Annotated in this window: 11 protein-coding genes; 3 read left to right on the forward strand and 8 right to left on the reverse strand. The window is 72.1% G+C overall.

Annotated features, from left to right (window positions below; translation table 11 throughout):
* Positions 1-31: 31 nt before the first annotated feature.
* From OG252_RS05100 to OG252_RS05115, 4 genes are read right to left on the reverse strand one after another with little or no spacing between them, the layout of a single operon-like run.
* Complete coding sequence (locus OG252_RS05100) at positions 32-2026, reverse strand: AMP-binding protein (protein ID WP_329334051.1); 1995 nt, start codon at positions 2024-2026, stop codon at positions 32-34.
* Positions 2023-3198 (reverse strand): thiolase family protein, encoded by a 1176-nt coding sequence (locus OG252_RS05105; protein ID WP_329334053.1) that lies wholly within the window; start codon positions 3196-3198, stop codon positions 2023-2025. Before OG252_RS05105 ends, OG252_RS05100 begins: the two co-directional genes overlap by 4 nt.
* A gap of 6 nt (positions 3199-3204) precedes the next feature.
* Positions 3205-4626 carry an MFS transporter gene (locus OG252_RS05110; protein ID WP_329334055.1) on the reverse strand — a complete coding sequence of 474 codons (1422 nt, stop codon included), beginning with the start codon at positions 4624-4626 and terminating at the stop codon, positions 3205-3207.
* Positions 4623-5825, reverse strand: a complete 1203-nt coding sequence (locus OG252_RS05115) for an alpha/beta fold hydrolase (RefSeq protein WP_329334057.1) — start codon at positions 5823-5825, stop codon at positions 4623-4625. The genes OG252_RS05110 and OG252_RS05115 overlap by 4 nt, the downstream gene beginning before the upstream one ends.
* 110 nt (positions 5826-5935) lie before the next feature.
* On the opposite strand from OG252_RS05115, the gene OG252_RS05120 reads away from it, so the two are divergent.
* The 3 genes from OG252_RS05120 to OG252_RS05130 all read left to right on the forward strand — a co-directional run bounded on the left by OG252_RS05120 (position 5936) and on the right by OG252_RS05130 (position 7999).
* Positions 5936-6553: a TetR/AcrR family transcriptional regulator gene (locus OG252_RS05120; protein ID WP_266451661.1), complete on the forward strand. Its 618-nt coding sequence runs from the start codon at positions 5936-5938 to the stop codon at positions 6551-6553.
* A gap of 108 nt (positions 6554-6661) precedes the next feature.
* Positions 6662-6802, forward strand: coding sequence for a hypothetical protein (locus OG252_RS05125; protein WP_157857388.1), 141 nt, complete (start codon positions 6662-6664; stop codon positions 6800-6802).
* Positions 6803-6925: 123 nt separating this feature from the next.
* Positions 6926-7999, forward strand: a complete 1074-nt coding sequence (locus OG252_RS05130; RefSeq protein WP_329334063.1) for a TauD/TfdA family dioxygenase — start codon at positions 6926-6928, stop codon at positions 7997-7999.
* Between the two features lie 394 nt (positions 8000-8393).
* On the opposite strand, the gene OG252_RS05135 is transcribed toward OG252_RS05130, so the two are convergent.
* The 4 genes from OG252_RS05135 to OG252_RS05150 all read right to left on the reverse strand — a co-directional run bounded on the left by OG252_RS05135 (position 8394) and on the right by OG252_RS05150 (position 12313).
* Positions 8394-9026, reverse strand: a complete 633-nt coding sequence (locus OG252_RS05135; RefSeq protein WP_329334065.1) for a CoA transferase subunit B — start codon at positions 9024-9026, stop codon at positions 8394-8396.
* Positions 9026-9796: a CoA transferase subunit A gene (locus OG252_RS05140; protein WP_329334066.1), complete on the reverse strand. Its 771-nt coding sequence runs from the start codon at positions 9794-9796 to the stop codon at positions 9026-9028. The genes OG252_RS05135 and OG252_RS05140 overlap by 1 nt, the downstream gene beginning before the upstream one ends.
* Positions 9797-9923: 127 nt before the next feature.
* Complete coding sequence (locus OG252_RS05145; protein WP_329334069.1) at positions 9924-11087, reverse strand: hypothetical protein; 1164 nt, start codon at positions 11085-11087, stop codon at positions 9924-9926.
* Between the two features lie 14 nt (positions 11088-11101).
* Positions 11102-12313, reverse strand: a complete 1212-nt coding sequence (locus OG252_RS05150; protein ID WP_266451656.1) for a Dabb family protein — start codon at positions 12311-12313, stop codon at positions 11102-11104.
* Positions 12314-12318: the final 5 nt, after the last annotated feature.

Below are 12318 nucleotides of genomic sequence, written 5' to 3' on the forward strand. Positions count from 1 at the left end.
CTCCCTTGGTCCGTGGGCGGGTTGCCCGCTGTCACTGGTCCTGCAGGGCGGTACGGATCGCGTCGAGGCACGCCGGGTTGACGAGCGTGGACAGGTCGCCGGGTGCCTCGCCGGTGACGAGGCTGCGGATGAGCCGCCGCATCACCTTGCCGTTGCGGGTCCTGGGCAGCTCCGGTACGGCGACCACCCGGCCGGGCCGAAAGGCGGCGCCGAGCGCGTCGGCCACCCGTGCGCGGATCCGCTCGGCCTCCGGTGCGCCGAGGGTGCGTCCGGCGGCCGGGACAGCGAAGCACCACAGTGCCTCGCCCTTGACGGGGTGCGGTATGCCGACGGCGGCCGCCTCGGCGACGGCGGGGTCACCGACGACGGCGTCCTCGGCCTCGGCGGGTCCGAGGCGTTTGCCGGCCACCTTGATGACGTCGTCGAGGCGGCCGTGGACGAACCACTCCTCGCCGGTCCGCGAGACGAGGTCGCCGTGGGACCAGCGGCCCGGCCTGCGGCCGAAGTAGGTGTGGGCGAAGCGTTCACGCGCCCGCCACAGCCCCCGGGTCATGCCCGGCCAGGAACGCCGTACGACCAGCTCGCCGACCTGTCCCTCGGGCGGCTCGGCGCCCTGGTCGTCCTCGATCGCCGCGTCGACGCCCAGGCAGGGGCCCGAGAAGCCGCACGGCGACTGAGGCAGGGTGGGCGCGGAGGCGAGCAGGGATCCGCCGACCTCGGTGCCGCCGCAGATGTTGATCACCGGGCAGCGTTTGCCGCCGAAGTCGGCGAAATACCAACGCCATGCCGCCTCGGTCCACGGTTCGCCGGTGGAAGCGAGGAGGCGCAGCCGGGACGGTGCGGCCGGGTGTTGCGGGTCGCGGCCCATCAGCATGCGGGACAGGCTGGGCGAGCTGCCGAAGACGGTGACCCGATGGTCGTCGAGCAGCCGCCACAGGCGGGTGACGTCCGGGTGGTCGATGGCGCCCTCGTACGCCAGGACGCTCGCGCCGGCGAGGGTGGCGCCCACGGCGACGAGCGGGAACATGATCCAGCCGGGGTCGGTGACCCAGCAGGCCACGTCGTCCGGCCGCAGGTCGAGGTTGTACCGGGTCTCGCTGCCGACCTGGGCCGGGAAGCCGCCGTGGGTGTGGATCGCGCCCTTGGGGCGGCCGGTGGTGCCCGAGGTGTGCAGCAGGAGGAAGGGGGCGTCGGCGGGGAGGGAGACGGTCTCGGCGGGCTCGGCGTCGGCGAGCCGGTGCCAGGTCGTCGTCGTGGGACCCGGCGGGGCGGTCGGCTCGTCCTGCGACACGTCGCCTGCCCGGGAGGGCCATGACTCCGAGGCGTCCCGTGGCGTGCCGGGCTCCTCGGGAACGACGACGAGTCGACGGACGCACGTGGCCTTCTCCAGGGCCGTACGGGCCACCGTCTGCATGTCGTGCCTACGTCCGTGCCGGGTGACGGCCGCCGCGGTGACCAGGACTCTCGCCCCGGCGTCGACGAGCCGTACGGCGATCGCCTCGGCGCCGAAGCCGGAGAACAGCGGCACCAGCACGGCGCCGATGTGCGCGCAGGCGAACAGGAGCACGAAGGCCTCGGGACCGGGCGGCAGGTACCCGGCCACCCGGTCGCCCTCCACGACCCCGAGGGCGCGCAGTCCGCCCGCCACCCGGGCGCTGCGGGCGGCGACCTCGTCGTAGGTGAGGACTCCCCTGCTGCCGTCCTCCCGTTCCCAACGCAGTGCGGGAGCCTGCCCGCGCCCTTGCCGCCGATGACGGTGGAGACAGGAGTCCACGAGGTTGGTGCGTCCGCCCGGGAACCAGCGGGTGAAGGCGATGCCCCCGGTGTCGTCGCACACGCGCGTCGGCGGCGTGTGCCAGACGATGCCGATGTCCGGCAGGGCGCGCTCCCAGAACCACGGGGGGTCGGCGGCGGACCTGGCCTGCAGTGCGCGGTAGCCACCGTCGATGCCGTGCCTGCGGCAGAAGGCCGCGATGTTGCCGTGTTCGGTGAACTCCGGCGTGGGGTCCCAGACGTACGCGTTCATCGGGTCCCGCCCGGGTTCTCGATCAGTGCGGCGATGCCCTGGCCGCCGCCGATGCACAGGGCGATCACGGCCAGCCGGCCGCCGGTCCGGCGCAGTTCGTGGGCCGCCTTGAGCAACAGGACGGTGCCCGTGGCGCCGATGGGATGGCCCAGGGCGATCGCCCCGCCGTTCGGATTGACGCGGTCCGGATCGAGCTTGAGTCCGTCCATGACGGCCAGGACCTGGGCCGCGAACGCCTCGTTGAGTTCGATGACGTCGATCTCGTCGAGCGTGAGGCCGTTGCGACGCAGCAGGCGGTGGATCGCGTCGGCCGGTGCGACGCCCATGATCTCCGGCTCCAGCGCGGTGACGACCGCGTCGCGCAGCCGGCACAGCGGTGCGAAGCCGGAGCTGAGATCGGCCGAGCGCATGAGCAGCACGGCGGCGGCACCGTCGTTGATGCCGGCGGAGTTCCCCGCGGTGATGGTGCCGTTCTGCGAGAACACGGGAGCCAGCCCGGCCAGCTTCTCCAGCGTGGTGCCGGGCCGGGGATGCTCGTCCCGCTCGACGACACCGCCCGGGGTCGCCACGGGCACGATCTGCTCCTCGAAGCGTCCCTCGTCCACGGCGACGGCGGCCCGGCGCTGGCTCTCGGCGGCCCACCGGTCCTGGCGCTGCCGCGAGACGGTGTACCGGTCCGCCACCACCTCGCCGGTCATGCCCATCGGGTAGCGCCCGAAGGGGTCGGTGACCAGGGAGACGGTGCCGTCGATGGTCGGCTTGCCCGGTAGTTCGTCGGGGGCTCGCTCGCTGTAGTCGAGCAGCGGCTGACGGGTCATCGACTCGTTGCCGCCCGCCACGACGACATCGGTCTCGCCGAGGGCGAGGCTCTGCGCGGCCGACCAGACGGCCTGCAGGCCGGACCCGCACAGCCGGTTGACGTTGTACGCGGTGGTCGTCACCGGCAGTCCGGCGGCCAGGGCCGCGCGCCGGGCGTTGAACGCGTCGGGGCCCACCTGGCCCACGCAGCCGAGGACGACCTCGTTCACGGCGCCGAGGTCCAGCCCGCCGCGGACGACCGCCTCACGGATCACGAGGGCGCCCAGCCGGTGCGCGGGAGCCGAACTCAGCGCGCCCTTGTACCGGCCGATCGGGGTACGCGCCCCGTGGACGACGGCGATGTCTACGGGCATCGGGGGTCACTCCTTCGCTGAGGGCTCCGCGTCCGGGCCGGACGCGCTGGATGCACCACGGGACGCGCGGGGCGTGGCGGACGCGCTGGACGTCGCCGGGTGTGCGGAGAGCACGGTGAGGGCGTCCCGGTCGGGCCGGATCAGGAGCGCAGAGAGCACGGCACCGGCGATCAGCAGGCAGGCGGCCAGGTCGAAGGCCCGGCCGTAGCCGACGGCCTCGGTGGGCGCCGCGTCGATGATCCGCCCCGTGACATAGGGGGCGAGCAGGCTGGACAGGGCGGCGAGGGCGTACGACAGTCCCAGGGCGGCGCTGCGCCGGCCGGCCGGGCAGATGTCCGCGATCGCCGCGTTGGTCAGCGGGGTCTGTCCGTTGCCCGCGGAGAACGCCACGATCAGCAGCGGCAGCAGAGCGGCGGGATCCGCCCGGGTCACGAGCAGCAGACACACGCCGGCTACGAGTGGCAGCAGCGCGCCGACCAGTCCCTGCGCGACCCGGGCGGACACCCCTTTCCGCAGCAGCCGGTGCGCGACGACTCCCGCGGTGAGGACGAGGACGGCCATGGACAGGGCGGGCAGCCCGACGATCCCGCTGATCTGCGCGTCGCTGAAGCCCGCCTGGTCCTCCAGGAAGAGCGGCAGCCAGGCGAAGCCCAAGGAGAGCGTCCACATGACGGCGAAGGTGGCGAAGGTCGCCCCTAGCCAGGTGCCCGTGGTGACGATGCGCCGGAAGGGGACGGCGGGGCGTTCTCCGTCGGCGGTGACCGCCGGGACGTGCTGTGCCGACGCTTCGTCACCTGCCGGTTCGGGGCCCAGGTGTGCGGCGTACGGACCGCCGCCGCCGATCCGCAGCCAGACCAGCATCCACACCAGCCCGGCCGCCCCGAGCAGGCCGAACGCGGCCCGCCAGCCGAGGGTGTTGCTGACCAGGACGACCAGCGGGGCGGCCAGGACGGTGCCGCCCGCGCCGCCCGCGACCACGACGGCCGAGGGCAGGGCACGCCGCTTCTCCGGATACCAGGTGAACGCCGTGTAGTTGGCCAGCGGGAAGCCCGGCCCCTCGCCCGCACCGAGCACCACCCGGGTGGCGACGAGCGCTCCGAACCCGGTGGCGGGGAGGAGGATCGGCAGTTGCGCCACCGCCCAGACCAGGGCGAGCACGGCGAGCAGGGGCCGGGGGCGGATGCGGTCGCCGAGGAAGCCGACCGACACGGCCGAGAGGCTGAACAGGAGGTAGAAGCTGCTGGCGATGAGGCCGAACTCGGTGGCGGAGAGCCCGAGGTCGTCCTTGATGGGGCCCGCGGTCAGGCCGAGTACCGCCTTGTCGGCGGCGTTGACGACGATGAAGAGCGCCAGCATGGCCAGGACGGCGCGGGCCCGGCGGCGGGTGCCGTCCGCCATGGCCGACCTGGTGTCCGTTCCGACGGTCATGCGCGGGCCAGACGTTCGTCGAGCCAGTCGAAGACCCGCTGGTGGAAGCGGAGCGCCGCGCCCTCCTGGCAGTGTTCGCCGGCCCCTTCGGCGGCGGTGAAGACCATCAGTTCCTTCTCGCAGCGCAGGGCGTCGTGCACGCGCTGGGGCTCGCCGCGGAAGGCCTCGTCGTTCTCCGCGTCGAGGACGAGTGTGGGACACGTGACCCGCTCGACCGCGGTGTCGAGGTGGTACGGCGCGCAGGCGCGCAGCGCCTCGGCGGGTGTCTTGGCGCCGAAGGCCCACATACCGTGCCGGACGAACCAGCGCGCCTGGATGCTCTCGGCCATGCGGACGGCCAGCGCGGGCCCGGCCATGTCGTCCCGGCCGTCCGTCACCCACTCGGCCAGCTGGGGCGGCAGGCCGCGGAGCGGCACTTGGTGGAAGTCGTACACGCCGTTGTGCAGCACGCACGCCGCGAAGCGGCCTTCGAAGGCGGCGGCCCGAGCGGCCAGCAGTCCGCCGAAGCTGGTGCCGAACAGCACGAGCTTCTCAGGGTCCAGCTCCCGACGGCTCAGGGCGTGGTCCACCACGGGGGTGACCACGTGTTCCCAGTCCGGCCGGAAGACCAGGCCCTGCTCCCGACGGACGGACTGCTGGCCTGGTCCTTCGAAGGCGAGGACGTGGTAGCCGCGGCGCAGCGCCCCGCCGGCCACCATGAAGTACAGCTCCTCCAGGGTGGAGTCGTAGCCGCCGTGGTGGATCACGGTGGGCCGGCGACGGCCCGTGTCGTCCGCGAGGAACAGGTATCCCGGGAGGCTCGTGTCCTCGTAGGGGATCCGCAGGGGCACGACCGGTGTGTCGAACAGGTTCGCCGCCTGGGCGAAAGCCTGCCGCGAGTACCGGGCCAGGCGGGCCGACTCGGGGTCGGAGTCCCGGTCCTCCACACGGAAGAAGTCCGCGGTCCGGTAGTAGTTCGAGGCCCGCAGGAGGGCCTCGCGGGCGCTGACTCGGTGGCCGGCCGCGAGCGCCTCGGCACCCACCTGGTGGAGGCGTTCGCCGACGGCGGTCCACTCCCGGCACCAGGCCGCCTCGTCCCCGTCGGGGATGTTGCGGCAGACGGCCAGCACCTCGCCGAGATCGGCGCCCGCGTAGGCGGCGTGCCCGGCCGTGCGCAGAGCCTGGAAGGCGAACGCCGCGTCGTCGAAGAGGAACGTCACCGGGACCCCCATTCCCAAGGCGGAACGGAACAGGTCCGTTCCGTTCTGCGCGGAACGTACACCCGGCCCGGACGGAACGCAACCGTTCCGTCCGGTGCTAATCTCGCGCAGTGGAATCGACCAGCCGCGACGACGTCGAGCGCAGAGCCACGGGCTCCGCGGTCCTGCGGGAGTCCGTGACCGAGACGATCAGACGGGCGGTGTTCGAGGAGCTGGCCGAGACCGGGTTCGCCCGGATGTCGATGGAGGCCGTGACCCGCCGGGCCCGCGTCGGCAAGGCGGCCCTCTACCGCCGCTGGCCCTCCAAGGAGGCGATGGTGGTGGAGCTGGTCTCCGAGGCCGCCGCCGAACACCTCCCCGCGACAGCCGACTCCGGCTCCCTGCACGACGATGTCGAACGGTTCGTCCGGGACACCATGGCCGACCTCAGCCATCCGCTCGTCGGCCGGATCATCCCCGACCTGGTGGCCGAGTCGGCCCGCAACCCCTCGCTCAGCGAGGCGCTCCACGAGGCGGTCCTCGCTCCCCGGCGCGCCGCGGTGGCGACGCTGCTGCACCAGGCGATCGACCGCGGCGAGCTGCCGCCCGACATCGACATGGGCCTGGCCGTCGACCTGTTCGGCGCCCCGCTGTACTTCAGGATGCTCGCGGTCGGCGGGCCCACCGACGACGCCTACGTCGCCCGCCTCACCCGCGCCGTCCTCGCGGCACTGGCCGCCGGCCGCTGAGCGACGGCTGCACACAGTCGTACTGCATCACGAGACGGCATCTCGCCCATTGACCGAGACTCGGACGTCTCCTATGGTGGAGGCACTTCTCGAAAGGACGGGATCAGCATGAGGCCAGTCGCTCTGATCGGCGTCCTGCTCGTGTCGTGCGCCGGCCGCCGGACGTACGACGAGCCGCTCAGCTACTTCCCGCCCCGGGAGGGGCTGCGCCCCGGCACGGCTGTCGGCGAGCCTCAGACCCCGTTCTGAGTGCCGTTCGTCGCCGCGCGACGAGCCCCCGCCAGACCGAAACGTTCGTCGTCCGTCGACGTTCGTCATCCGTCGTGTGTTCGCCGACGGGCCTTTCCACCACACTTTTTCGAGGAGTGCATCGTGACCACCACTGTCGGCCTCCAGCCGATCTCCGGACCGTCCGCCTGGCGCGGCGACGAGCTGTCGAAGTCCAGCGACTGGATCCACGTACTCAGCGACGCCGAGCGCACCGAGCTGGAAGAGCTGGGACGGCGCTTCGTCGCCGACGACCCCGACCTGCGCACCGTCACCGCCGCCGACTACCCGCTCGACGCCTGTCGCGCCCTCAACGACAAGTGCGCCGACCAGATGGACGCCGGCCGGGGCTTCATCCTGGTGCGTGGTCTGCGCACCGAGGAGTACGGCGACCCCATGGCCGCGGCCATCTTCTTCATCATGGGCCTGCACCTGGGCCAGCCGATCGGGCAGAACCAGAGGGGTGACCTGCTCGACCACGTGATCGCCACGTCGAACATGACGCTGTCCGACGAGGGTGCGCTGCCCTCCCGCGTACGCGACCGACTGCCGTTCCACTCCGACAGCTCCGACGTCGTCGCCCTCATGTGCCTGCGCGGTGCCAAGGAGGGCGGAGCCTCCAGCCTGGTCAGCGGCACCACGATCTACAACGAGATGCTGCGCCGCCGGCCGGACCTCGCCGCGCGGCTCTTCGACACCTACCACTGGGACTGGCGGCGCCAGGACCCCGACTCCCCGGAACTCACGTACACCTCGCCGATCATCAGCCACGTCGACGGCATCTTCAGCACCTACGCGGGCAACTCGATGATCTTCAGTGCCCAGGAGTACCCCGGGGTTCCCCAGCTGACGCCCGATCAGGCCGCGGCCATCACCCTCTTCGACGAGATCTCGCAGGAGCCCGGCCTGCCGATCGACATGGACTTCCAGCCGGGGGACGTGCAGTGGCTGCTCAACTACGCCGCACTGCACTCGCGCACCAGCTACGACGACCACCCGGAACCGGAGCGCCGCCGGCACCTGCTGCGTCTGTGGCTCAAGCGCGACGTCGGCCGACCGCTGGCCCCTCAGTTCGGCAAGCACGTCGTCGTGATGGGTGAGCCCACCACGCCCCTGGTGCCCGGCGGCCGCTTCCGCATCACCGACGCCGTCACCGTCAACGACGACTGGGGAGTGTGACGCCGTTCCCTCGCGGTGAAGACAACTCCCGACCGCCGCAGCCAGGGTGACCCCTGGCTGCGGCGGTCGTCTGTCATGGCGAAGACGCCCGCGAGCGCAGGCGGGCAGCAGTGTCCCGCCGGCACCGAGGAGCTGGCGTGGTTGAGCGGCGAAGGGGCACCGGCCGTCGTGGGCGAGTTCGGCGCCGCCGGAGGCCGCGACCGATGCCTCGGCGACGGCGACCGCCTGTCCGGCCACGATCCCGGTCGCCGGGCCGGACACGCAAAAGCCGGTCGACGGTCGCGCAGGATGGCGAGTGTCGACCGGCCGACAGCATGGTCGTGCGGGCGGGCCACGTCTTGGTACTCGTCGCCGGTGCCGTGGGCGAAGGGCCCCCTTGTGGGCGGCGAGGTCGTCAGGGAATGAGCACCTTCGCCGCCGTCTTCGCGGTGATCTCGTCGACGATGACGCCGGGGGCGGTCTCGACGAGGACCAGGCCGTCGTCGGTGACGTCGAGGACGCCGAGGTCGGTGATGATCCGCCCCACGCAGCCCTTCCCGGTGAGCGGCAGGTCGCACTCCGGCACGATCTTCGGGGTGCCGTCCTTGGCGGTGTGGGTCATGGTGACGATCACCCGGCGGGCACCGTGCACCAGGTCCATGGCACCGCCGATACCGGTCACCATCTTGCCGGGGATCGCCCAGTTGGCGAGGTCGCCCCGCTCGGAGACCTGCATGGCGCCGAGCACGGCCGCGTCGATGTGCCCGCCGCGGATCATGCCGAACGACAGCGCGGAGTCGAAGAAGGCCGCACCGGGCAGGACGGTGACGGTCTCCTTGCCCGCGTTGATCAGGTCCGGGTCGACCTCGTCCTCGTAGGGGAAACGGCCGGTGCCGAGGATGCCGTTCTCCGACTCCAGCACGACGTGGACGCCCTCGGGGAGGTGGTTGGGGATCAGGGTCGGCAGCCCGATGCCGAGGTTGACGTACTCGCCGTCGCGCAGTTCGCGGGCCGCGCGGGCGGCCATCTCGTCCCGTGTCCAGGCCATCAGACCCGCACCTCCCTGGATGTCACCGTGAGGTTCTCGATCTTCTTGTCGGCGGCCTGCTCGGTGCTCAGGGCCACCACGCGCTGGACGAAGATCCCCGGCAGGTGGACCTGGTCGGGGTCGATCGCCCCCGGTTCGACCAGCTCCTCCACCTCGGCGATCGCGATGCGGCCCGCCATGGCAGCGAGGGGGTTGAAGTTGCGGGCGGACTTGTTGAACACGAGGTTGCCGTGCCGGTCGCCCTTCACCGCCCGCACCAGGGCGAAGTCGGTGGTGATGCCGTGTTCCAGGACGTGTTCGACGTCGCCGAACGCGCGGACCTCCTTGGCCGGTGAGGCGACGGCGACGCCGCCCTGACCGTCGTAGCGCCAGGGCAGCCCGCCGTCGGCGACCTGGGTGCCGACCCCGGCCGGGGTGTAGAAGGCCGGGATGCCGCAGCCCCCGGCGCGCAGCCGCTCGGCGAGGGTGCCCTGCGGGATCAGCTCCAGCTCGATCTCGCCGCCCAGGTACTGGCGGGCGAACTCCTTGTTACCGCCGATGTAGCTGCCGGTGACCCGGGATATCCGGCCCGCGGTGAGCAGCACGGCGAGGCCGGAATCCCCCGCCCCGCAGTTGTTGGAGACGACGTCGAGTCCTGTGACTCCGGTGTCGTACAGGGCCTGGATCAGGATCCCCGGAATTCCGCTGAGCCCGAAGCCGCCGACGGCGAGGGACGCCCCGTCCAGGACGTCCGCCACCGCCTCGGCCGCGGAGACGGCCACCTTGTCCATCCGCCCGCCCACTTTTCTGCAGGGGGAACGCGCCCTGCGCTGATTGGTTGTTCGCTGATTGGTTGTTCGCTGCGTGGTTGTTCGCTGAGTGAAACGAAAGGTCCGGGCAACGCCGGGACCCGCGGCGCTACGCCGGCAGTTCGGTCAACAGCCTGCGGTAGATGCGCGCGTAGGCGGTCAGCTGCGCCAACGACAGGGCGTCGCGCCGCGGATCGTCGGCGGCCGGCTTCGCCTGCGGGCCGAGGCGTACGGTGTCGAGGCCGCGGGCGCGCAGTACGACGCCGTCGGTCGAGCCCGTCCAGCCGGTGATCGGCGGTGGCCGCGTACCGAACTCGTCGAGCCAGGCGGCCTGGGCGGCCTTCACCACCGGGGCGTCGGCCGGCGTCGCCGCGGCTGCCGCGACCGGCTCGGCCTCCACCTCGACCGCGCAGTCCCGCAGCTCTGACTGCGCACACCGTGCCCGCAGCCGGTCGGCCAGCTCGTCCGCAAGTACCTTCGGCTCCACCGGGTCACCGGTGACGACGTACAGATCGATCCGCAGCTGGGCCGGCAGCAGGTCCGGCTTGTCCGGCCATCCCCCGCTGATCGCGCCGATGCCGCACGCCCGGCCGGTCTGCCCCTCCCGCGGGTCGGCGGCCAGGTAGGCCGTGCGCCAGCGGGCCAGCTCGTCCAGGACGACGCCGGCGAAGGTGACAACTCCCCCGGGCGGCGTGGCCGACTCCGCCGCCATCGCGGCGCCGGAGCGGCCGGTCACCCGGACGGTCAGGTAGAGCGCGCCCGGCTCGTGGCACAGCAGGGTGGGGGGGCCGCACTTGGCGACGATCGCCGAGTGCGGCAGCGGGTACGCGTCGGCGTAGGCCTCCAGGCCGGTGATCCCGCCGGTGCGGCGGTGCGTCCCGGAGCCGGCGAGCAGCAGCCGCCCGGCGCCCGCCTCGGCGAACGCGACGAGCGCGGCCGCCGCGGGCCCGCGGGCGACCCCGAGACCGAAGCCGGCCACCACGTCGCCGTCCACGCCGAGCGGGGCGACGGGTGCCGCACTGCCGGTGACGAGCTGGTTGTCCGCCCCGCCGTCGTCCAGCGACGTGTCGAGGTGGGAGTACAGCAGCGGCCCGGCCCCGTGCGTGGCGATCAGGCTGCCACCCGCGGGGCCGTGCTCCGCCACCTGCCACTCGACGTGCGGCCACCGCTGCGCGCACCAGGCGCGCAGCCGGTGGGCCGCCGTCCGCTCCCTGCCGCGTGGAGCGGGGGTCGCGTCGAGCAGGTGCAGGACGTCGAGCAACTGCTGTCTCAAGGGCAGCTGCCGGCTCAAAAACGTCCCCAGTCGTCGGACGCCGGACGCCACACGTCGATGTTGCGCGGGTCGGCCGGCATCCTGCGGGCCCGGTGCGTCTCGTGCTCCTCCGGCGTGAACACCCGGTGCCGGTCGCACAGTTCGAACCGCGGGCCGAAGCGCGTGTCGTGCAGGTAGAACGCGATCGACGTCGACGCCGAGTGGTTGACGATGTCGGAGGCGATCGGCGCGCCCTTGTACAGCGCGCGGGCGCGCATCCGCATGACGTGGTCGAGGCTCTTCATCGCGAAGCACAGGTGCGCGACGTAGTGCTCCTTGTTGTTCTGCACCGCGAGGCTGTGGTGGTAGCGGTTCTCGCCGCGGAAGAACGTGGTCGAGCCGACGACGTAGTCCGAGGGCACGAACTTCAGGACGTTCTGGTAGAAGTCCTGCGTCTCCTGGTACTTCGCGGTGGCGATGAAGGGGTGCACCAGGTCGAGCGGCCGGATCTCGATGTGCGGCGGCTCGGCGTACTCCTGGAACTCGGTGAACAGCTCGATGATGAGGCCGTTGGGGTCCTTCACCGCGAAGCCGTTCTCGCACAGCGCCTGCTGCCGCTCCTGGAGCTGAAGGACCTCCAGGCCGGCGTCGAGGACGCTCTTGTGCAGCTGTTCGAGGACCTCCTCGCTCGCCACGCTGTAGCCGACCGCGGTCGTCCACCCGTCGGTGCGCTCGGGCGCGTGGATCAGCTCGATCGCGTGGTGCTCGATGTCGGCGCGCAGGTAGGCGTACTCGTCCGTACGCTGCTCCAGCTGCAGCCCGACGTGGTACTCGAGGAAGTCGATCGTGGCCTGCATGTCCGGAACCTCGATCCGGGCGTACTCCATGCCGTACGGGGCCTGCGGGCGGGTGCTCACTGGGGATGTCCTTCCTGCAGCGAGCGAGGGACGCTCGGCGTACTCGAACGAGGTGATGGCCTGCCGGTCGATGACCGGTCGCCAGCGGGTGTGCACGAAGCTCTCGTGGGACTCGCTGCCGAGATAGGCGAGCAGGTCGTCGCGGCTGTCGAAGTCGACGGCCATGGTGTGGGTGAAGGTCCGGTCGCGGGTGCTGATGTTCTCGCCGAGGACGAAGCCGCGCATGGCCGGGTACCGGTCCGGGAAGGTGCGCAGCTCGGCCAGCACGGACTCGCGTGTGGCCTGGTCGATTCCGTCGGCGAAGCGGAAGGAGAGGGTGTGTCGGATCATCGGGT

It is taken from the genome of Streptomyces sp. NBC_01352 (assembly GCF_036237295.1).
GTDB lineage: Bacteria > Actinomycetota > Actinomycetes > Streptomycetales > Streptomycetaceae > Streptomyces > Streptomyces plumbiresistens.